This is a genomic window from Streptomyces sp. NBRC 110611 (assembly GCF_001590865.1).
Lineage (GTDB): Bacteria > Actinomycetota > Actinomycetes > Streptomycetales > Streptomycetaceae > Streptomyces.
Genome location: NZ_BBUY01000002.1, coordinates 305,713 through 326,607 on the forward strand (window position 1 = coordinate 305,713; position 20,895 = coordinate 326,607).

General features: G+C 69.7%; 19 protein-coding genes and 2 pseudogenes. 7 read left to right on the forward strand and 14 right to left on the reverse strand.

The genetic code is table 11. The features are described from left to right. Positions 1–230: pseudogene (locus AZE13_RS05900) on the forward strand (WYL domain-containing protein); the annotation flags it as partial. Beyond that, positions 217–1,185, forward strand: a complete 969-nt coding sequence (locus AZE13_RS05905; protein ID WP_066927680.1) for a radical SAM protein — start codon at positions 217–219, stop codon at positions 1,183–1,185. The pseudogene AZE13_RS05900 and the gene AZE13_RS05905, both read left to right, overlap by 14 nt. Before the next feature lie 89 nt (positions 1,186–1,274). On the opposite strand, the gene AZE13_RS05910 is transcribed toward AZE13_RS05905, so the two are convergent. The 11 genes and pseudogenes from AZE13_RS05910 to AZE13_RS05955 form a co-directional block, all read right to left on the reverse strand. Beyond that, a complete protein-coding gene (locus AZE13_RS05910) occupies positions 1,275–2,099 on the reverse strand; it encodes a M55 family metallopeptidase (RefSeq protein WP_066927682.1) in 825 nt (274 codons plus the stop codon). A gap of 108 nt (positions 2,100–2,207) precedes the next feature. Continuing rightward, positions 2,208–2,843 carry a hypothetical protein gene (locus AZE13_RS05915; RefSeq protein WP_066927684.1) on the reverse strand — a complete coding sequence of 212 codons (636 nt, stop codon included), beginning with the start codon at positions 2,841–2,843 and terminating at the stop codon, positions 2,208–2,210. Positions 2,844–2,885: 42 nt separating this feature from the next. Beyond that, positions 2,886–3,662 (reverse strand): G1 family glutamic endopeptidase, encoded by a 777-nt coding sequence (locus tag AZE13_RS05920; protein ID WP_066927686.1) that lies wholly within the window; start codon positions 3,660–3,662, stop codon positions 2,886–2,888. A gap of 39 nt (positions 3,663–3,701) precedes the next feature. Continuing rightward, entirely contained in the window at positions 3,702–5,714 is a 2,013-nt protein-coding gene (locus AZE13_RS37845) for an acyltransferase family protein (RefSeq protein WP_258527639.1), read from the reverse strand. A gap of 39 nt (positions 5,715–5,753) precedes the next feature. Then, positions 5,754–5,822, reverse strand: a pseudogene (locus AZE13_RS37850) (hypothetical protein); the annotation flags it as partial. Next, positions 5,801–6,841, reverse strand: a complete 1,041-nt coding sequence (locus AZE13_RS37460; RefSeq protein WP_079123804.1) for an MFS transporter — start codon at positions 6,839–6,841, stop codon at positions 5,801–5,803. The pseudogene AZE13_RS37850 and the gene AZE13_RS37460, both read right to left, overlap by 22 nt. 167 nt (positions 6,842–7,008) lie before the next feature. Beyond that, positions 7,009–7,599: a dihydrofolate reductase family protein gene (locus tag AZE13_RS05935; RefSeq protein WP_066927689.1), complete on the reverse strand. Its 591-nt coding sequence runs from the start codon at positions 7,597–7,599 to the stop codon at positions 7,009–7,011. 575 nt (positions 7,600–8,174) lie between these two features. Next, positions 8,175–8,804, reverse strand: coding sequence for a GNAT family N-acetyltransferase (locus tag AZE13_RS05940; protein WP_066927691.1), 630 nt, complete (start codon positions 8,802–8,804; stop codon positions 8,175–8,177). A 124-nt stretch (positions 8,805–8,928) separates the two neighbouring features. Continuing rightward, the gene (locus AZE13_RS05945) at positions 8,929–10,803 is read right to left on the reverse strand and encodes a glycoside hydrolase family 35 protein (protein ID WP_181690261.1); all 1,875 of its coding nucleotides are present in this window, start codon (positions 10,801–10,803) and stop codon (positions 8,929–8,931) included. Between the two features lie 197 nt (positions 10,804–11,000). Continuing rightward, complete coding sequence (locus tag AZE13_RS05950; RefSeq protein WP_079123740.1) at positions 11,001–11,717, reverse strand: restriction endonuclease; 717 nt, start codon at positions 11,715–11,717, stop codon at positions 11,001–11,003. 402 nt (positions 11,718–12,119) lie between these two features. Then, positions 12,120–12,659: a hypothetical protein gene (locus tag AZE13_RS05955; protein WP_147264609.1), complete on the reverse strand. Its 540-nt coding sequence runs from the start codon at positions 12,657–12,659 to the stop codon at positions 12,120–12,122. 351 nt (positions 12,660–13,010) lie between these two features. On the opposite strand from AZE13_RS05955, the gene AZE13_RS05960 reads away from it, so the two are divergent. Together AZE13_RS05960 and AZE13_RS05965 are read left to right on the forward strand one after the other, a co-directional pair. Next, a complete protein-coding gene (locus tag AZE13_RS05960) occupies positions 13,011–13,391 on the forward strand; it encodes a PadR family transcriptional regulator (protein ID WP_066927695.1) in 381 nt (126 codons plus the stop codon). Beyond that, on the forward strand, positions 13,388–14,389 hold the full coding sequence (locus tag AZE13_RS05965; RefSeq protein WP_066927697.1) for a hypothetical protein: 1,002 nt from the start codon (positions 13,388–13,390) through the stop codon (positions 14,387–14,389). The genes AZE13_RS05960 and AZE13_RS05965 overlap by 4 nt, the downstream gene beginning before the upstream one ends. 576 nt (positions 14,390–14,965) lie before the next feature. On the opposite strand, the gene AZE13_RS05970 is transcribed toward AZE13_RS05965, so the two are convergent. After that, positions 14,966–15,820 carry an alpha/beta fold hydrolase gene (locus AZE13_RS05970; RefSeq protein ID WP_066927699.1) on the reverse strand — a complete coding sequence of 285 codons (855 nt, stop codon included), beginning with the start codon at positions 15,818–15,820 and terminating at the stop codon, positions 14,966–14,968. Between the two features lie 170 nt (positions 15,821–15,990). Between AZE13_RS05970 and AZE13_RS05975 the strand changes: the two genes are divergently transcribed. Both AZE13_RS05975 and AZE13_RS05980 read left to right on the forward strand, forming a co-directional pair. Beyond that, positions 15,991–16,473, forward strand: a complete 483-nt coding sequence (locus AZE13_RS05975) for a MarR family winged helix-turn-helix transcriptional regulator (RefSeq protein WP_066927702.1) — start codon at positions 15,991–15,993, stop codon at positions 16,471–16,473. Positions 16,474–16,613: 140 nt separating this feature from the next. Further along, on the forward strand, positions 16,614–16,958 hold the full coding sequence (locus AZE13_RS05980) for a hypothetical protein (RefSeq protein WP_066927704.1): 345 nt from the start codon (positions 16,614–16,616) through the stop codon (positions 16,956–16,958). A gap of 321 nt (positions 16,959–17,279) precedes the next feature. Here AZE13_RS05980 and AZE13_RS05985 read toward each other — a convergent pair whose 3' ends face one another. Continuing rightward, positions 17,280–17,942 carry a hypothetical protein gene (locus AZE13_RS05985; RefSeq protein ID WP_258527608.1) on the reverse strand — a complete coding sequence of 221 codons (663 nt, stop codon included), beginning with the start codon at positions 17,940–17,942 and terminating at the stop codon, positions 17,280–17,282. Between the two features lie 178 nt (positions 17,943–18,120). Further along, positions 18,121–19,086: a MerR family transcriptional regulator gene (locus tag AZE13_RS05990; protein WP_066927706.1), complete on the reverse strand. Its 966-nt coding sequence runs from the start codon at positions 19,084–19,086 to the stop codon at positions 18,121–18,123. 94 nt (positions 19,087–19,180) lie between these two features. On the opposite strand from AZE13_RS05990, the gene AZE13_RS05995 reads away from it, so the two are divergent. Further along, a complete protein-coding gene (locus AZE13_RS05995) occupies positions 19,181–20,719 on the forward strand; it encodes a dienelactone hydrolase family protein (RefSeq protein WP_066927708.1) in 1,539 nt (512 codons plus the stop codon). Positions 20,720–20,895 lie beyond the last annotated feature (176 nt).

Sequence of the window (20,895 nt, forward strand, 5' to 3'; positions counted from 1 at the left end):
CCGACCGCATCACCCCCGCCGGCGACGGCACCTGCACCGTCGACATCTCCGCCGACCACCCCCTCCACATCGCCCAGCGTCTCCTCGCCCTCGGCCCCCGAGCCACCCTCGACGCGGACCCGGAACTCGCCGGGCACCTCACCGCCCTGGCACAGCAACTACTGGACGCCGCCCAGCACATCAGCACCCCAGCCGCCGACCCCGACCGAGCAGCCCATGACGCCCACTGAACCGCAGCCAACGCTCTTCCCGACCTCCGCCATCGCCCCCGAACCACCCCCCTCCCCCGACTTCCACGGCATCACCCTCCACGAGATCCAGGCCCGCACCCTCCTCAACCGCATCCGAGGTGCCGCACCCAACGGCATGGGCTGGACCCTCAACCCGTACCGGGGCTGCACCCACGCCTGCACCTACTGCTTCGCCCGCGACGGCCACCACCACCTCGGCCACAACACCGGCGAGGACTTCCAGACCCACCTCTACGTCAAAACCAACGCCGCCACCGTCCTGCGCCGCGAAGTGCGCACCGGCAGAACCGGCGACCAGTGGGTCATGGTCGGCACCTCCACCGACTGCTACCAACGCGCCGAAGGCCGCTACCAGTTGATGCCCGGTATCCTGCGCGCCCTCATCGACTACCGCGTCCCCTTCACCACCACCACCAAGTCCGCCCTCCTCCGCCGCGACATCCCCCTCTACGCCGAAGCCGCCCGCGTCACCGACGTCCTGGTCATGACCTCCCTCGGCTCCCTCGACGACCGCGTCCGGCGTGCCTTCGAACCAGCCGCCTCCCCGCCCCGCGCCCGCCTCGACACCCTCCGGGCCCTCCGCGCCGCGGGCGTCCCCGCCGGCGTCCTCATCGCCCCCGTCATCCCCCACGCCGCCGACCACCCCGACGCGCTCAACGCACTCGTCGACGCCTGCGCCGAAGCCGGAGCCGTCACCGTCTTCCCCGACATCATGCGCCTCAGCCCCGGCGCCCGCCCCTGGTTCCTCAGCCAAGCCGCCCGGCACCTCCCACCCCGCCTCCACCACCGCCTCGCCGCCTCCTACGCCAACAGCCGCGCCCTGCCCCCGCACTACGTCCAGCAGGTCACCGACCACATCCACGCCCGCGCCGCCCACCACGGCATCCCCCGGTGGCAGGACTACATCAACAGCCTGGGCCGCCCTGGCCCGTGAACGGGCGCCAACGGGGCATGCCCTTGCCTGGCTGTCGTTGCATCGGCTCGTCGCCGGGGGCCGGCGGGAGGGCCGGCCGCCGCGCCGTGTCACTCCGCGATCCCCCGGGTGAGCAGGACGGCGGTGACGAACCTGCGGTAGAGGCGGATCGGGTCCTCGTCCGTCAACCGGACCGTCACGGCGTCGGTGCGTTCGAGGCCGTTGATCCATGTCGCCATGTCCGCGAGGTCGGGATTGCGGAAGCGTACGCTCAGGGTGGCCGGCAGCGCGATCCTCGGCAGAGCGGCCTGCGGCAGGGTACGTACCGCTTCTCGCGCCGTCCGGTGGATCAGCTCTCGGGCCTCGGTGGGGTGCAGGCTGTCCGCGGCGAACCGGGACACCGACGACTTGATCACGGCGCTGCGGATACCCGGACAGAACGGCTCGGCCTCGGCAGCCGTCGTGGCGTCCCCGGTGACCAGCACCACCGGCACACCGTGGCCCAGCGCCACCAGCGCATTGATCCCGCTCTCCCCCGCGGTGACGCCGTTGAGCAGCACCTCGCTGATCGCCCGGGGGTTGTACGAATGCGAGAGCGTCGCCGGGGCGCCTGCCATGGAGCCGTGGTACGACACGAAGAAGACACCGTCGAACGATGGGTCCAGGCCCTGCATCATGTACAGGGGTTTGTGCCGGCCGGAGAGGTAACGGGCCCGGCCGGCCAGGCTGTCGGGGCGCAGATTCGCCATCGTCGAGTGCGAGTCGTTGACCAGGAACGCGGTCGCGCCGCCCGCCATGGCCCCCTCGATGGCGGCGTTGACCTCCTCCTGCAACAGGCCCCGGTAGTAGGCGTACTCGGGCTCCGCAGGCCGGCACTGCGACCAGTCCACGACGCCCGCGGTGCCTTCCATGTCGGACGAGACAAAGATCTTCACATCGCCTCCAGGGATTCCGGTCGGCTACCCCGTGACCAGTCATGCGTACCCTGGACGTCACCTCGGGAAGCCGGCAGGCCCGGCGGATGATGGGGTGGCGCCTACCGGTCAGGGAGGCGAGGCGTTCACCGTAGGTTCTCCTCGTGCGTATTCGGTGACGTCGGGGACCTGATACACCGTGACATGTTTCCGGGGTGGAACGGTCTGCCGGGCCAGTTGTGTCCTGGTGGTCTGTGATACCTCCTGGTAGTTGAAGGACGCGGACAACGCCCCCTTGATGGGGTTCTCGAACCAACTCCGGTCCCCGCCGAGGTCGATGGAGAAGCCAAGCGTCCTGGAGGTCATATGCGCCACGGACCTTTCGACGAATGCATCGCCGGAGGCGTTGTTCTGGTACTCGAAGAGCCTTTGCCACCGATCACGGACCACGGCCGGGTCGAGTTTCTTCGAGCCGGTCACCGAAATCTCACACAGCCCTCCGGTCGCCGGGAGTATCTTCTGGTCGATCTGCCACGGCGACGCGGCGATGAGCAGCGCCCCGTCCGAACCGACACGGAGGGCTCCGCCCTCGGGGTTGCAGAAGGACTTCATGAGCTCACCGATTTTTGCGGTGTTGCCCGGAACCTGCGCGTCGTACCGGATGGGTTGGTCCTGAGCCGCGAGAGCCGGCGGGCTCACCAGGAGTGGCAACGCGAGTGCGCCGACCAGGGCGAGCAGTCGTCTTGCGATTCGAGGTTGGGTCATGACTCGTTCCTTCGAGGTAGATGGGTGGTCAAATGTGCGGGATCATTTGACTGTTGAGTGGAAAGCATGGTTTCGGTAGCTGCCGACAGACGCCTTGGTGACACCGTGGAAATCGGTGTCCACGGCGTCGGTGTGACTGATGAAGTCGGTTTGCTCGCCGCGACGGGTGAGGGAGACGTCGGTGAACTTCACCTGGTACGGGATCGTGTTGATCGGGTCGATCTCGTTGATGACCTCGGCCGAGGTGCCTGTGCGATTGCCCGGTACGGTCGGCTTGCTGGCGGTGGCGGTCCATCCCCGGGTGTGATTGGTGACGGTCATGTCCCATTTCCCGGTGGCAGCGTTCCGTTTCACGCTGCTGGTGATGGCGTCACCTGCCGTCACCGTGTCCGGGTGGATTCCGTGTTCATCGGGGTCGTTCCACGTGTTGTTGGGTGCAGGCTGTTCCCAGAATGCGCGGTATGACGCGACCCCATGGAGGCAGCTGAGTTGTATGCCGGTCTGCGGAAGTGTGTCCGCGCTGTTTCCCTGGGCGTCGCTCTTGGTGCCGCCGATCCCCACCCAGATGCTGTTGTGGGAGTTTTCCCGGGTCTTTGTGCAGTTCAGTGTGGGGACCGTCCAGGAAGCGGTGACGGAGTCGTACTCGTCGTAGTCGCCGAGTTTCCAGTATCCGGCCCAACCAGGGCTGGTGTGGTGCTGGTTGCTGTGCGGTTGCCGGTCGCCGTCCGTGTATGAGGGTGCTGCTGTGGCGGGGAGTGCGGTCAGGGAGAGCAGGGTTGTGGTCGCCAGGATGACGCCGGCGTACGAAGTGGTTTTCATGGCAGGTGCGGTTCGCTTTCTCTCGTATCGCCGGCCCCACTACGGGCCGGCGGGAAGGGTGGCCAGGGCCTTGTTCACGGCATCGGCGTAGATTTTTCCGCCGCCGGGGCCGGGGTGGATGCCGTCGTCGGCGAGGAGGTCCGGGCGGTTGCCGATGGCCTTGTGCCAGTCGGCGACGGCGACATGGGGGTGCTTGTCGGCCACCTGTCCGATGGCCCGGTTCACCGAGTCCTGGGTCTGCGGGTTCTTGGGGAGATGGACGGTGACCAGCACGATCCGCTTGCCGGTGCCGATGGCGTCGACGGCCGCCTGGAGGTCTTTCCGTCCGCCGACGCTGTTGGCGCCGAGGCCGACGACCACGGTTTCGGCCAGCGGGCGCCGCTGCTTCAGCTCGGTGATCACCTTGGCGGCGACGGACAGTTGGCGGCCGACCTTGGCGTCGATGGCGATACCGGGGAACGTGGCCTTGAGGGCGGGTGCCGCGGCGAGCATGACCGAGTCGCCGATGACGGTGGCCTTGCCGACGGATTTCAGTGCCGGCGATTGGCCCTCCAGCGCCTGTTTGCCCGCCTCGATCTGCCCGGCGGCACCGTTGCCGTGCTTGGGAGCGGTGGCCACTCCGCAGCCCGCGATCAGGATGCCGGTCGCGATGCCGCAGGCTGCGACTCTGGCCCACACCGTGGAGCCGAACCGGTGGGTGGTGACGCCGGTCAGCGCGTGACGCAGCCGGTGGCCCGACGCGCGGAACCCCAGGCGGCGTACCGGTTCCTCGACCAGCCGGTAGGAGAGGGCGGCGAGCCCGACGGCGACGAACGCCGCCATGAGTGCGCTCAGCGGCACATCGGCGGGTGTGTTGCCCTCCGGGGTGGCCAGCGCGAGGGCGGGCAGGTGCCACAGATAGATGCCGTAACTGCGCTTGCCGATCCAGCGCAGCGGGCTCGCGCTGAGGGCTGCGCCGAGCCGTCCGGAGGGCTGTACGGCGGCGAGCACCACGGCGGTGGCCGCCACGGCGGCGATCGCGAAACCGCCGGGGTAGAGGGCGGCGGAGTCCTCGGCAGCGGTGACGGCCAGTGCCGCAAGGACGGCCATCCCGGCGGCGCCCGCCAGGTCCGACGGCAGGACACTCCGCCGCGGTTGGCTGGTCAGAAGACCCGCGGCGGGCCGCAGGAGCGCCAGGGCGGCGCCGGCCAGCAGCGGGAAGAGGTGGGTGTCGGTGCCGAAGTAGACGCGGGACGCGTCCTCGGCCGGCTGGTGGAGCAGGGCCATCGCGGAGAGGGAGGCGAGGGCCGCTGCGAGTACGAGGGCCACTAGGATGCCTGTGCCACGGACCGTGCGCAGCAGGGCGAGCAGTGCCGGCGGCCACGCCAGGTAGAACTGCTCCTCCAGAGCGAGTGTCCACAGGTGCTGGAAGAGCGGTGGTGGTCCGAAGCTGGTGAAGTACGAGGCGTCGGTGGCTATCTGCCACCAGTTGCTGGTGAAGGTCGCGGCGGAGAGCAGTTCGCCGGCCGCGGTGGCCAGCCGGTTCGGGCGCAGCAGGGTCGCGGCGGCGGTGGCCGCCACCAGGACGAGCGCCGGGGCGGGCAGGAGGCGGCGGGCCCGCCGTGCCCAGAAGCTCATCAGGTCGATACGGCCGCCTCGGCGGTGTTCGGCGAGCAGGAGATCGGTGATCAGATAGCCGCTGAGGACGAAGAAGACGTCGACGCCGAGGAAACCGCCGGGCAGCCAGGAAGGGTTGAGGTGGTAGACGACCACGGCGGTGACGGCGAGGGCGCGCAGGCCGTCGAGGCCAGGAGCGTACGGCCGTCGGGCCGGTGGGCTGTCCGGCCGGGGCGGGGCGGTGTGGGGAGGCGGGAGAGGGGAGGAGAAGCCGGCCATGGTGACAGTCACTTCTCCCTCGTGGTCGCGGCTGCGGGCGAGGTCGAGCAGGGCCGGCAGCGATCCCAGGGCCTTGTCGGTGGTGACCGCGCGGGTCGCGGCGTCGGCGGCCTTGTAGAGCCGCACCGGGTCGGTGAACAGGCCGGAGCCGTTCAGTTCGCCGGCGAGCGCGGCCATGAATTTCTGTTGCAGTCGGATCCGGCCCAGGTCGCCGTCACCGATGCCGTGCCGGGTGCGGACCAGGCCGAGGGCCTGCTCGCCGGTCAGGTGGTGGGTGCCGGCGTTGAGGTCGAGCTGACTGTCCTTGTCGTGGATGGCCTGGTCGGTGGTGACGGTGACACAGCGCAGGCCGCGGCGGTCAGCAGTCCGCCGACGAGGAAGGTGCTCCGCACATCGGCCAGCGGCAGGATCAGGCCCCCGAGCGCGGCGCCCACCGCGATACCGGCGTTGTATGAACCGGAGTTGGCGGCGAGGGCGATATCCGTGCGGCCCGGTGCGCAGTGCAGCATCGCGTTCTGGGTGGTCATGAACACCGGCCCGAGTGCACCGCCCATCAGCACCAGGAACACCACCGCTGACACCGGACAGGTGCCGGCCGCGTAGAGACCGAGCATGCCCACCGCCTGCGTAGCCACAGCGGTGGTCAGCGCGGCCTGTGGAAAGCGGTCCAGCAACGCCCCGGTGACACTCACCCCGGCCAGACACGCAACACCGAAAGCCACGAACAGGACGCTGACCGCCCCCGGGGAAAGCCCGCTCACGTCACCCAGGAACTTCACGACGTAGGTGTATCCCGCGAACGCCCCGGTAGCCGACAGGGCCCCGGCCGCCAGCACGATACCGAACCGGCGGGAGTCCGGACTCATTCCGTAGGCGGCGGGCTCTTCTTCCGGACGCGTGGTCGGAAGAAGGACGGCGATCGTCATCAGAGAGACGAGCCCCAGAGCCGCCAGCAGGGCGACGGGCACCGGCCAGCCGTTCTGCCGCCCCAGCCAGGTCCCGACGGGAACGCCGAGCACAAGGGCGAGCGAACCCGCAACGGACAGCGCTCCGACCACACGCCCACGGACCCCGGCTGCGAACAGGCCCACCGCGAGCACGGCCAGCACTCCCGTGAGCACATGACGTCGGGGCACTGCCCGCATCACGTGGGCGAGCGGCAGGGACGCGACGGCCACCGTCACCCCGTAACCGGTCACGAGCAGACCGACCGCCGACACGGACACCCGAAGGCTGTCGGAGATGAGTTCCAGGAGGCCGATCGGCAGGTTCTCCGCAGTATTGAAGGTGAAGGCAGCCAGCATCACGGCTACGAGCACCGCCGACCTGCGCCAGGGAGCCGGTTGCGCCGTCACCACGTGGTCCCTTCCCGACCTCGCCCATCGCTCCTGCTGCTCCGTGCCACCGCCCAAGGAGGTACCTCACCGGGCTGCCCGGTCCCGCCGCAACCGTTTCGGGTACGGGCCGGCCTTCAGGCACGGGTGTAGGTGAGGAAAGCCGCTCCGCTGTCCAGGATGGTGTGGTCAGTGAGGTTCCAGACGCGCGGGTCGAAGGCGGCCGTGCGGCCGAAGAGGGGGATGCCGGTGCCGGTGGTCAGCGGGCCCAGTTTGACGATGAGCTGGTCGATCTCGCCGTACAGGACGCCCGCCAGCGTGCCACCGCCGATCAGCCAGATGTCCTTGCCGTCCTCCTGCTTCAGCTCCCGCACCTTCGCCACCGGGTCGCCGGTGACCAATTCCACGGCCGGGTCGGGGCTCTCCACCAGGGTGGTGGAGAACACCAGGTGCCGCAGGTGCGGGTAGGCGTCTGTGATACCGGCGTCCAGGCCGATCTCGTACGACTTGCGTCCCTCCAGGACGGTGTCGAAGTGGGTGCCCTCTGCGGTGATGGACAGTGCCTCCCTGGCCGGGGCGGGCAGGGTCTCGGGGTACTCGGCGGCCAGGTACTGCACATAGTCATCGGGGACCGGCCAGAAGCCGTCAGGTCCTGTGGGGTTGGCACCGTCGGGCCCGGCGATGAAACCGTCGAGGGTAGCGGCAATGTAGTACACGAGCTTGCGCACGGAGCGTCCCTTGGGGATCGGCGGGTCGGTCGCCCTCCGACCGTCGGCCGATGGGTGGCTCAATAATCACCGCACATCTGACCGGGGACAATACCCGGCTGCGGAGCATCCACGACTCCGAGCTCCACCGTGACCGGCACACAGCGGAACGCTGCATCAGCGGGAGCCTCCAGTCCAGCGGGCGGTGACGGCGGGCGTCGTCGGCATGGTGCCCGCGCGGGCATATGCCGCGCGTCGTTGCCGCGCCGCGCAGCATCCACGTCGTAACGTCGTTCCCAGGGTCCCGGGCCTGCCGTCCCGCTCCGAGCTGCGCTACGGGGCCGTGAGGTCTGCTTGCACGTGCACTCCCGGCACACAGGAACACCGCAGGACAGACGCTCCAACGCCCGGCCCGCACGACCCCGTCCAGAAGGTCTCAGTGCGAGCCGGGCTCGCGGCTTGCCCGAACCTGCGTACGTCTGGGTGGTGCTCTCGATGGCGCCTCCGAGATGGGCCCAGCCGGCCGACGGACGGGCAACGGTCTGTACGCCAACCTCTCGCGCAGCGCGCACTTTTTGGCATCAAGACCCGGTACATCAAGACCGGTAGACGCACTCCGCCAGCGTGGAGTGCTTCTTCCAGCCCAGCGTCTCGTACAGCGCACGTCCGGCGTCGGTCGCGCCGAGAACGCCCAGGACCGCACCCTCCTCCACGGCCCGGTTGGTGAGCGTACGCATCACGAAGCTGCCGAGCCCGTGCCGCCGATGAGCCTCCTCGGTCACCACCCGGTCCACCACAACGGCCCCGTTGAGCATCGCCATCTGCCCCTTGGCCGCGGGCCGGCCCGCCGCATCCCGCACGCGGACGTGGACGACGTCGTCGATGGCCTCAACAGTCGCGGTGTATCCCTCGGGCGCGATCGGTTGCGTGGTCGTCAGGTCGACGGCCATCAGATGGCCGGACTCATCCCAGGCCCATCCCTCCGCAAGCCAGGGCTCGACCTCCTCGGGCTCGGCAGGAATCTTCATCCAGGTCCGCGGCACCGTCACGGAGGCGACCGCGCTGCGGACCGACAACTCATCGGCCTGCAACAGGACATGGCGCCCCACCTCGGCGGGGTCGTCGGCCACCTCGACGTAGAACCCCCAGGGCTTCTCGACCGGCGCGGGGGTACGCCGTGATACCGCCCAGCCCGCCACCCATGTCCTGACTATGTCCGCAAGCACCGCGCCCTCCCGAAGCAGTCGACTGTATCCACGACAGCGTAATGATCACTAGCCGACTGCGTACCTTACTTGCCTGCGTCACGTAAGGCACGTACATAACAAGCAGCTCTTACGTGAAGGCCGGCTACGAGAATGTGGCCGCCTCGCCGATGTCGGGCGCAGACCGTACTTCGATCCGGTCCCCTGTCCGCTCCATCTCCAGGACGACGATCGCGTTCCGCCCCGTCCGCCACAGATGGCTCGGCGCGTACAGGGTGACCTGTGGCCCGAGGGACCAGTACCGGCCGAGCGCGAACCCGTTGAGCCAGACCATGCCCTTGTCCCAACCCGGAAAGGCGAGGAAGCCGTCCGCGGGGATGTCGACATGAACCCAGGCCCGGTGGAACACGGGGCCGTTCGGGATGTCTCCGGTGCCGAATTCCACCGCCGAGAGGTCGTCCAGGGGCAGTCGGCGGATCTCCCAGTCGTGCAGTTCCTCGTCGTCGAGGAGGACCTTGCCGCTGATGCCCTTCGGGTCGTTGAAGTCCTTGCCGAAGTTGACCCGCCCGGTGGGGGCCACCAGGAGATCGAGGGTGCTGGAGGCGTCGGCCACGGTGAAGTCGACGGAGTGGTCCGGCTGGTTGCGGTCGAGGGTGCCGATCCGCTTGCCGTCGCCGAACACCAGCGCACGGTCGCCCAGCCCGGTGACCGTCAGCCCCTTGATCCCCAGGGGCCCGCGCACCCGCGTGCGGTAGTGGATCAGCCCGTACGACTGCCCGAGGGCCTCCATATGGACGGGGTCGGTGCGCTGCACCGGCGTGCGGCTCAGCGCGTCGAGGGCGTCCATCAGCGGCGCCGACTCGCGGACGGCGACCCTCTGGGCCGGCATCCGGTGTGGCGTGGCCGGCAGAGGTGTGTCCGGCAGTGTGGTGTATGCGGCGAGCACCTCGCGCACCTTGTGAAACTTCTCGGTGAGTTCGCCGGATTCGCTGATCGGGGCGTCGTAGTCGTAGCTGGTGACGGTGGGCTGATAGACGTTGCCGCTGAGATTGGCGCCCGTGTGCCAGCCGAAGTTCGTTCCGCCCACCGCCATATAGAAGTTGATCGACGCTCCCGCTTCGAGGATCTTCGCCACGTCGGCGGCGGTCTGCGCGGGGTCGGTGGTGTGGTGCCGCTCTCCCCAGTGATCGAACCAGCCGTCCCAGAACTCCGTGCAGAACACGGGCTTGTCCGGCTGGAACGTGCGCAGCTCGGCGAAGGGCCCGGTGGGGTCACCGGCGAAGTTGATGGTGGACAGGAGATCGGGAAGACTGCCGTTCTGCAGCATTTCCTGGGTGGCTCCGTTGGAGCAGAACAGCAGGCTGTCCACGCCCTGTTCCCGCATGGTGTCCCGCAGATGTTCCAGGTGCGCGTGGTCGTCGTCGTAGCTGCCGTACTCGTTCTCGACCTGTAGGGCGATGATGGGGCCGCCGCGCGTGGCCTGCAGATCGACGAGCCGGGGCAGCAGTTCGGCGAACCAGGCGTCAACGGCCCGCTCATACTTGGGGTGGGAACGGCGCAGCGGTGCGTCCTTGTCCTTCAGGAGCCAGGCCGGCAGGCCACCGAAGTCCCACTCCGCGCAGATGTACGGTCCCGGCCGCACGATCACCTTGAGTCCGGTCTCGTCCGCGGTCCGCACGAAGGCGGCGACGTCGCGCCACCCGGTGAAGTCGGGGGCTGTCCTCTCGTACGGTTGGTGGAAGTTCCAGGCGACGTAGGTCTCCACCGTGTTCAGGCCCATGGCCCGCATGCGCAGCAACCGGTCACGCCAGTCCTCGGGGTGTGTCCGGAAGTAGTGGAAGGCACCCGAGAGGATCCGGAACGGCTCACCGTCCAGCAGGAATTCGGCTCCGCGGATGGTGAGGCCCCTCGGGCTTTCGGCCTGGGCGAGGGTCGTACGGCTGCTGCCCAGGGCGACGCCCACGGACGCGGCCCCCACCATGGCCGTGTTCAGGAATCTACGGCGGCTGAACTGCGTCATGTCTGCTCTCCTCGCCTCGACCGGCCGTCACCCAGGACTGGACATGTTCAGTAGCGCGCGTTTCTGTGCATGGGGAGTGTCATCCAGAACAGAAACAAACACAAGGTTCGCGTCCCGCTCCCGCCGTCCGGCTCCTCCCTGGCGTGCCGGCGGTGATGCAGGTCGAAGCCATGCAAAGAACGGCCGTTTAGGGCAGGTTATGTCTCGCCGCGTTTGCCGTAGGCCCGCTTCCATCGACGCAAATGCTTCGCATCGCCCTGGCCGGCACCATTGACGCTGATCAGTGACTCGAGACGAGCACCGTTGTTCCATAGGCCAAGGTGGTTGCGGTGGATGGCGAGGATGCCGTTGTTCACAGCGAAGTCCTCGGCCTGTCGGCTGAACCGCGTGGTGGTCACAAAGATGGCGACATCGGCGTCGAAGTGCGCTTGGGCGCCCCTCAGATCGCGTACCTCATGGCTGGCGATGGCGCGACTGGGGGCGTAGCGCTTGCACTGAATCACCATCGTTCGTCCATCCGGCAGGCGTCCTCGCACATCTGCGCCGTTGTCACCGGATCCGCCCACCCGCCGAATCTCCGCGCAACCGTCCCTCCTGCACAACGCGGCCACCAACTCCTCGAACTCGGTCCCGGACATCGCGTCCACCTCGGCAAGCGTCCGCCGACCGGCCTTCACTTCCTCCCCATGCCGCCAAGCCCGATCCCTACTCCGGAGAAGTCGGTCCGTACGCCACAGCCACCACGCCGAAGTACCCACGGCCCCCAGCACAACAGCACCCAGCACGTAGGGCCAGATAGCCGACCAGAAGACCACGAGCAGAACGAGCAGCAGCGCACCGCCGGCAAAAGCCCTTTGCTGTAACGCCTGACGACGCCTGCGCGTCGCAGAACGATGTCCCTTCCGAGTAGCCATGCCGCCCCTCCCCTGAGTCCCTCGGGATCAGTGTGGACAGCACACACGACGTCCGGAAGAACGCCTCATGGGGTCACGACTCCCCGATCCGGGCGGTGACAGGCAGCCGCCCATACCAGCTATGGGCGACAAGGGCTGCATTCCCCTCATGGCCTGCACACTCGCAACCGAGGGGCCGGGGCGGGAGCTGGTGCGAGCCGCAGCCGGCGGCCAGCGGTGGGAGGAAGCGGAAGATCACACCGTCGCCCGCGAGAATGCGGCCGAAGTGCTACGGGCCTACGGTTCGTGGGGCGCTCGCCGGCGTCGGTGGGCGAGCGAGAGCGCGTGGAGCGCGCCATCGGGAACTGTACGAGCAGGTCTACCACTGGCACCGGAAGCTGACCCAGCAGGACGACGGATGATCTAGCGTTCGCTGCCACGCAGCAGGGTGTAACGTGGCTCGCTGTCCGGGTCGCCAAAGTAGTAGTAGAGGGTGGGGCGTTCCGACGTTCCGCCGATGCTCCAGGTCATGCCACAGGCACCCGCAAGCCTCAGTTCTTGGCTGTACGTCCCGCTGTTCCCAAGGCTCCACTTGCCCGTTCCCTCGCAGTGGCCATGGTCGGTGTCGCTCAGCCGACGGGCAGTCGCCCGCCCGTCGGCGGTGAGTTCGAGCGTGCCGCCGCGGCCGTCCTGCCAGACGCCGACCACGTCGGTAGGGCTCAGGTGGGGCGGCTCGTACAGCTTCACCAGGCCAGTCGCGTAGGCCAGCCCGCCCAACAGCGCAAGTCCTACAGCACTGGCGACTCCCGATGCGACCACCTGTAGGGCCAGTTTCAGGCCGCTCCGCGGCTCAGTGCGGGACACCGCCAGCCGGGCGAGCGGCGCGCCCGGGACGATGGTCCCGGTCAGTGCCAGCCACCACCAGGCATGGGCCGCCGGCGAGCCCACTGCCCCCGCAGTCATCGTGTGCAGCGCGCTACCTACGCCAAGCAGCGCCGCCGACACCCCCGATGGCCATTTCAGCCACCAGGGCCGCCGTCGACACCAGGATGGCCCTGCCCGTCCAGATGTCCCGAGGGCACGCCCCGTGGACGCCCTGCCCCGGCGGACTCTCTGCCATTACCTGTCCACTCATCCGTATCACCTCTCCTACCTGCCTCCGACCAGGCAACGCCGATCAGCCTGGTCACCTCGGCCCACCGGCCGGCTTCCGATGCGTTCCTGTGAGGTTCGAAGGGTTCCGCAGCGTGCCCGGCCTCGCTCAGCCGAATATATCGGCAGCCGATATATTATGGCTTCATGGCATCGAGGAACATGACACAGGCGGCGTTCTTCGTCCTGACCGCCCTGGCCGACCAGCCGCGACACGGGTACGGCATCTTGCGCGAGGTCGAGGAACTGTCCAGCGGCGAGGTGCAGTTGCGCGTCGGCACCCTCTACGGAGTGCTGGACCGGCTCACCGCCGACGGACTGATCGTCCTGGACCGCGAGGAGGTCCAGCAGGGCCGGCTCAGGCGCTACTACCGCCTCACCGACGAAGGCGTCCAGGCCCTCACCGCCGAGGCGGAACGAATGGCGGCCGGTGCCAGCGCGGCCAGGAAACGGATCACCAAAGGCCGCCGCGCCCCCGCCCCGGCCGATGTCAAACCCGCCAAGCCCGCCACCGGTCCCGGTCTCGCCGGAGGTCTCGCGTGACGACCCTGCTCGAAACGCGCTACCGCGCGGTACTGCGCCTGCTGCCCGCGTACTACCGCCGGGCGCGGGAGGACGAGATGGTCGAGACGTACCTCTGGGACATCGACCAGGAGACGGCGGACCAGAGCAGGCCCACCGTGGGAGAGGTGGCGAGCGTCGCCGCTCTGGCGGTGCGCAGCCGACTGGCGGCCGCCGGCGCGCCCCGGCCCTATGCCCTGCTCGGCGCGGCGGCGCGGCTCTTCGTGCTCTTCGCCGTCCTGCTCCAGGCGGCCGCCGCGGTCGTCGACCGCGTCCTGGCACTGGCATGGGCGTCGACCGGCGATGCCACGCGGTGGGAAATGTTCGCGTCGGGCTTCACGGGCCACGGACTGCCGACCGGCATCATCTCCGTCGTCGACTGGACGCTCCCGCTGCTCTGGACGGCCGGATACGTCGCCCTCCTGCACGACCGCCGGCACCTCGCCCGGGCGGCCGTGCTGCTGGCCGCCCTGCCCACGGCCTGGCCGTTGGTGGCACCGCTGGTGGACGCATCAGTCCCGCCGGACCCCGCGTACGCGGCCACCTCGGCGCTCCTCGCCTGGCTGACGGCGCTCGCACTCTGCGCGGCCTACCACCGTGATGCACCCCCGGCTTCCCTTCCCACGGGCTCTCCGGGACTGCTCTTCATGGCCTGCTGTGTGGTGATGGCAGCCTCCATCGTGCTGCTGCCGCTGGTCGCCGACTCGGTGTGGGCACCGGCCACCTGCTACCTCGCGGGCGCACTGGGCTGGCTGCTGTGGCACGCCTGGCGCACGGACCAGGACACCGCCTGCGGAGCCGTCGCCCTCGCGGCACTGGGCCTGCTGATCCTGGCGCTACGCGCGGCGGCCCTGTACCAGTGGCTCGACGTGCCCACCCCCGACGTACTCCTCGCCGGTGTCCTGGGACAGACGGCCGCGCTCGTCGTGCTGACCGGGGCGCTCGCGGCCGTGGCCGGGCGCGGCCTGCGCACGCGCTGAACCGGCCCGCGGCCCGGTGCGAGCCCACGTCACCGCTGCAGGGACGCAGAAGGGCACAACTTCGTGCAGAGGACGTCCGAGACCGGCTGCACTACCCGGCCACTGCCCGCGACGTCCTCGGCCTCGACCCCGACGCCTTCCCCCCCCGCGTCCAGGACATCGTCCTGAACACCCCGGCGCCCGCGAACTGCGCGACAACTCGCGGACCACGCCGACCTCCCGGCAGGCCCCGTGCATCGCAGTCGGATGCGCCGCCGGTCGCCACAGGGCCCGCGGACTCACAGAACTCCTTGCCCGGGCACTCCGCGAGGGGCGCCGAGGCCCGACTCTCGCCAGGCCCGGCCCGTTGGTGTTCGCGAGATCTGCCCTCGGCGAGGCCAGCGAGGCCAGGGGGACGCGGCGCTCGCCGTCGGCCTGTGGTTGAGTCTCGGCCGGCTTGGATCTCCTGGCGCAGGTCGTTGTGGCGAGAGAAGAAGCTGCGGTCCAGGCCGGCTCGGCGGACAATGCCGGAGGCGCTCCGGCGGCATGTCGTCGAGGTCGGTCTCGGCCCGGCGGATGAGCCGGCGGACGCGGCTCTCAGGTCAGGAACTGTGTCAGCAGATGGTTGAGCTCGGCGGGCCGCTCGGTGGGAAGGGAGTGGTGGGAGGCGTTCGGGAGGATGGCAACGCCTGCCTCGGGAAGGAGGCCACGGGCCGCGGCTGCCACCCGTTGCACGTTGTGGGCCCGACTGCGTTGGGCCAAGAGCACCAGAGTCGGAACGGTGCAGGCCCGCAAATCCGTTGGCCGGGGACGGCGCATGGCGATGACCTTGGAACGCGCCGCCGTCGTGGCGCTGTCGAGGAAGTCCCGCCACGCGGGGTCTGCGGGGAGCCGGCCGGCCTCCCACAGGAGGAAGGCCCGCTGTCGCCCCACGGTGCGCCTCAGGAGGGCGGGAAGCGCGCGCAGCAGATAGCGCGCGCTCAGCCCGGCGAAACAGTTGGTGGGGTCGAGGAGGGCCAGCCGGCTGACGCGGTGGGACGCGTGCAGTGTGTAGTTCAGCGCGATCGCGGCGCCGTACGAGTGGCCGCACAGTCGCGTCTCCGCCAGGCCGAGCCCCTCCAGCACCGCGTCCAGCCACACCATCAGATCCCCGATGCCGCGCAGCGGCGCCCCGTCGTGGACGCTGCGGCCGATGTCGCCCATCAGATCGACCGCGTACACCCGGTGGTGGCGGCAGAGGTCCTTGACGTTGGCGAACCACGCCATGGAGGTGGTTCCGCCTCCGGGCAGCAGCACGAGCGGGGTGCCGCCTTCCGCGCCGCACACGTGGACCCGCGTGGTGCCGTACGGCGATGGAACGTCGATGCTGGTGACGTCCACGGGCCAGCGTCGCAGCATGGCGTCGTACGCCGCGAAGAAGGTCGCCCGGTCGGTGGTGTTGCCCTGCCCCATGGTCCTGCCCCCACTGATGTCGAACTGCTGCTGTCGCCGCCGTGGTCGCCCGTGTAATGTCTCGGTCAACAGTTATCTCGATGAACGAGATAATAAGAGATGGGGGACGAAGACGGGTGAGGAAGGCTGGGGAGGCCGGGGAGGCTGGGAACGAGGGAGACCGATCCTCGATGCCGGACGATCATGACCCTGGTCTGCAACTGGTGCACCTTCTCCGGGCGGTCACGGTTGAACTCGACCTGTTCGGCGGCGAGTTCGCGGCCCGCAACGGGCTGCACCCCACGGACGTACGCGCCTTGATCAGCCTCCTTGACGCCGCCCGGTCGGGCGCAACGGCCACCCCGGGATGGCTGGGCGCGCAGCTGGGGCTCAACTCGGCGGCCGTCACGGCTCTCGTCGACCGGCTCGAGCGGAGGGGGCTCGTGCGCCGTGAGCGTGACACCTACGATCGGCGCCGGGTGCTGTTGGCCGTCGAGGACAAGGCCGTCGCCCTGGGCTGGTCCTTCTTCGGGCCGCTGATCAACGAGATGGTCGCCGCGATGCGCTCCTTCGATGAGGCGGACCTGGTTGTGGTGCAGCGTTTCCTGCTGGCGATGCGCGACGTTGCCGCCGTTGGACGACGAACCCCATGGGACGGCCCTGCTGAACGGTGATCACGAGGCGGACGAGTCTCGCCGGTTCGGCCCTCGCCGCTGTGCACGCGCCAGCAGGGCCAGTGGCCGCAGGAGCAGCCGAGGACCGGCGTGGTGCCGGTGGAGGGGCCGACGAACTCCGGGGCGGGGTCGCGCAGGAAATGGCGTCCGGGGTCGCCGACCTCTTCGAGCGAGAGGCCGTCGTGCTGGTCGAGCAGGAAGCGTTCCTGCTCGGCCAGGCTGTTCTCCCTGCTCTCCGCGCGCCAGAGGTCGCGGGTGGCGTCGGCGACGTGCACGCGCAGGTCAGTGCCCTCGATACGAGGCCCACATGTCCGAGGCCCGCACCGGAGCCGGAGCTGCTGCCTCTGGCGCGGATGCCGCGTGCATCCGAAGGAAATGGGCACGCAAGTGAGGACATTCCATTGGTGAGTTACGAAGCAGCGCTGGAGCAGTTCCTGGACGGCTGTGACGCCGAACGGGCGGGTCGGACCTGGCCGATCGGCTGAAGCATCTGCCGGAGCTGGTCGGCGACGAAGAGCCGGACGGGCTGCTCGCGTACGCGTACGACGGCGCTGCCTCGCTGTACTACGCATGTAAGTACCGGGAAACGCTGGATCGGGAGAACATCGAATCCTGCTGCAATCACGCCATGAACTCGGCCGAGTTCACCTCGGATGAGCTCGATGACGGAGTGGACCGCTACGAAATCGAGCGTGCACGGCAGTTGGCCGACATCGCTGACCTGACAATCCAGAACGATCGACGCATCGCTCGTCGCGATGCTCAGGGACCGGTCACGGGAACACTCCGGGGAACGACTGGCCGAACTACAGGTGACCGAGTCGCTCGGCGAGGGCTTGGGTGTGCTCCGGCTGAGCCAGGACGGACATCGCCGCTTGTTGTCTGCGATGGAGCGCGTCGACGTCTTGGCGCAACGCGCGAAGACGTGCACGCAACCGCAATCGCGTCTGCCATGGGTGCCACAGTGCCCGGAGTAAGTGTTGGGCTGTCGCCTGCCGGTATGCCTCACTGTGCGCCATGAGTTCGTCAAGAGACTCCCCCAGGACACCGCCGAGGCGGACATCGATCAGTTCGATGGCCTTGCATTGCAGGGCGCGTTCCTCGCCACCGCCGGCGAAGTCCAGGACCGTGCGCGGTATGCCGGCCGAGAGCGCGGCCACCACAAGATCCGAGATCGCTTCCCGCTGGGTTTGCTCGGCGTCACCGCCGTCGTCCAGGACCGCCGTGACGCCGAAACGCGCCGTGGCAAGCAGGCGTTCCCCGACCAGGTACCGGGACGGGCTCGGGCTCTGTCCGCGGCTCGGCGCGATGTCTCCTACCCTGTCGCACACCGTTGCCACACGCAGGAGCTGTTGCATGACCGCCGCACGCAACTGTCGGCGCTCCTGGTTCCTGGAGAGGTAGTTGGTCACCGCGGCACCGACGACACCACCGGCCGTGGTGTATGCCAGGTCCATCCATCCGGGCATGCACGCCACCTCACTGTGCCGGGAGCAGGTGGATCACTTCGCACGGAAACGGTCCGAGCATAAGCAGGCTGCCGGACCGGGGGAAGACCGAGATCGGTCCGACCGGTCCAAGCCGGGAACCGGGCCCAGCCAGGAACCGGGCCGATCCAGGCACCGGGCCGGGTGGCGGGCGGCCGGTTCACCCCGCCGCGGCGGTCGTCTGCGCGTCCAGTGCCACGAGCAGCCAGTCGTGCGCGGCCCCGGGGGTTGTCTCCGGCCGGCCGCCCGGCGGGGTGATCACCTCGGCCACCAGCTCCCAGTACCGGTCGATCCGCGGGTCGACCGCAAGCTGCCCGGCCAGCAGACGGCGGAAGTCCGGGGTGTCCCGAGCCGCGTACGCACTCGCGTACGCGGCCACGAAGCTGTCCAGCGCCTCGCCCGGGCACGGTCTCCGGTTCTGGCGCAGCTGCGCGCCCGCCAGCTCGTACGCCTCGGTCAAGCCCGCGTACAGCACAGCCGCCCCGCGGGCCCCAGCCGCCTTGTGCACCTCGGGCTGTGGCTGCTCTCCCCCCGTACACGGGCTGGTCACGAAGGCGTTCAGCCGGGTGAAGGCGAGCACCTGGGCCGGATTCGGGTCGTCAGGCGGCTGCGGAACGGCCACCTCCAGGAACGCGGCGGTCGACCGGGCAGGCATCCGCGGCGGCAGCCAGGCGCGCCAGAACCGGACCAGCGGATCCGTGCTCGGCGGGGTGGTCACCGCGCCGAGCAGGCGCAGCCGGTCGGCGCGCTCCCCGGGCGGGCACTCCTGCACCAGACGCAGCGCCGCCTCCCGCCAGCGCAGGGACTTGAGCTGGGAGCCGAGTTCGCGCAGCTGCCCCGCCACGGCACCCTCCAGTACGCCGCTCCCCTTGTCCTCCTCGCCCCCCTCGTCCTCCTCGTCAAGGATTCGGCGCACTTCGGGGACCGGTAGGCCGAGGTTGCGCAGGGAGCGGATCAGGCGCAGCCGGTCGAGTGCGTCGGGCCCGTACCGGCGGTGCCCGCCGGCGCTGCGGGAGGCCTCCGGCAGCAAGCCGCGGTCGGAGTAGAAGCGGACGGTCTTGACGGTGACGCCACCCTGCTCGGCGAGTTCGCCGATGCTGCACAGACCGTCGTATGTCGTGAACACTTGAACCTCCCTCAGGGGGAGTTCCTACCGTACCGGCGAGCGCGGCCGGGGATCGGTCCGGATCCGCGTACGACGGCGTACTGAGGAGAGGGTCATGACTGCATTCATCCTGGTGTCGGGCGTGTTCACCGGCGCGCACGTGTGGGAGGACACGGCCGCGCGGCTGGCTGCGGCGGGCGCTGACGTGCACACGGCGGCCCTCACCGGGCTCGGCGGGCCGCGCGGTACCGCCGGGGTCCGCATCGATCTGGAGACGCATATCACCGACGTGCTCGCGGCGATCGACTCGGCCGGCGCGGCGGCCGACGGGGAGATCGTCCTGGTCGGCCACGACTACGGGATACACCCGGTGCTGGGCGCCGCCGACCGCCGGACGGAGCGCATCGCCCGGATCGTCTACCTGGACTCGGGGATGCCCAAGGACGGCGTCCCGGCCCTGGCCGCGGTGCCTGACCTGTCCCTGCGCGAGCAGTTGGCCCGACGTACCGGCGCGAGCGGGCCGGGCGGGGCGGACGGGGGCGACGGGGAGCTGCCGCCCCCGGGCCGCGACGACTGGCAGCGCTGGGGCAGCACCGAGGGCATCCCCGAGGCGGCGTTGGACCGCCTCACCGCCCTTGCCGCGCCGCAGCCGCTGGGCACCCTGATCCAGCCGCTGCGGCTGACCGGGGCGGTGGCCGCGGTGCCCCTCACCGGGGTGCTGTGCAACGGCAACGGCGCGAGCATCGAGATGGTCCAGTTGCAGGTGGGCTTCGGCGACCCCGCCCTGCAGGCCCTGACCGCTCCCGGTGTGACGTTCTTCGACCTCCCTACCGGGCACTGGCCGATGCTGTCCTGCCCCGCCGAGCTGGCGGAGGTCCTGCTGCGGGCCGCGGCCGGCGAGGGGCACCGGCTGGAGCCGGCCGGCGCCGCGGAGCCGCCGTCACACCTGCGGCCGTTTCTGCTGGACGTACCCGAACTCCCCCGTGAGCGGACGGAGAACGTCGACCTGTACCTGCCCGACGCCCAGGGCCCGCGTCCGGCGGTGGTGTTCGTCCACGGCGGCCCGGTGCCGGCCGAGGCCCGCCCGACCCCGCGGGACTGGCCGACCTTCGTGGGGTACGCCCGGTACGCGGCCGAGCAGGGGGTGGTGGGCGTGACCTTCGACCACCGCCTGCACGACCTGGCCGACTACGGGCGCGCCGCCGCGGATGTGGCCGCCGCGGTGGAACTGGTCCGGGCCGATCCACGGGTGGACGCGGACCGGGTCGCGCTGTGGTTCTTCTCGGGCGGCGGTCTGCTCACGGCGGACTGGCTGGGGGCACCCCCGGCGTGGCTGCGCTGCCTGGCGGCCAGCTACCCGATCCTGGCGCCGATGCCGAACTGGGGGCTGGCCGGCAGCCGGTTCCATCCGGCGAAGGCGGTGGCGGACGCGGGCGCCCTGCCCGTCGTGCTCACCCGGGCGGGTCTCGAAATGCCCGAGATCGCCGCCACCGTCGAGGAGTTCCTGGCCATGGCCAAGGACTGCGGGGTGAACGTCGAGGTCGTCGACGTGCCGCACGGTCACCACGGCTTCGAGACCCGCGACCCGACCGACGAGTCACGCGAGGCCGTGCACCACGCGATGCGCTCGGTGCTGGCACACCTGACGGCCTGAACCAAGCCGGCCGCCTCATGTCGCCTCATGTGCCGGAGACGCCTCGAGAAGGCCGGATCACGGCCGCGTGACGAGCTCGCAGAAAAGGGTTGGAGCGAGGTGGCACCGCGCTGCTACTTTCGTGGCGGACCGTGAATTCGTCGTCGTATGGAGGTGAGCCCCGTGAACACAGTCAC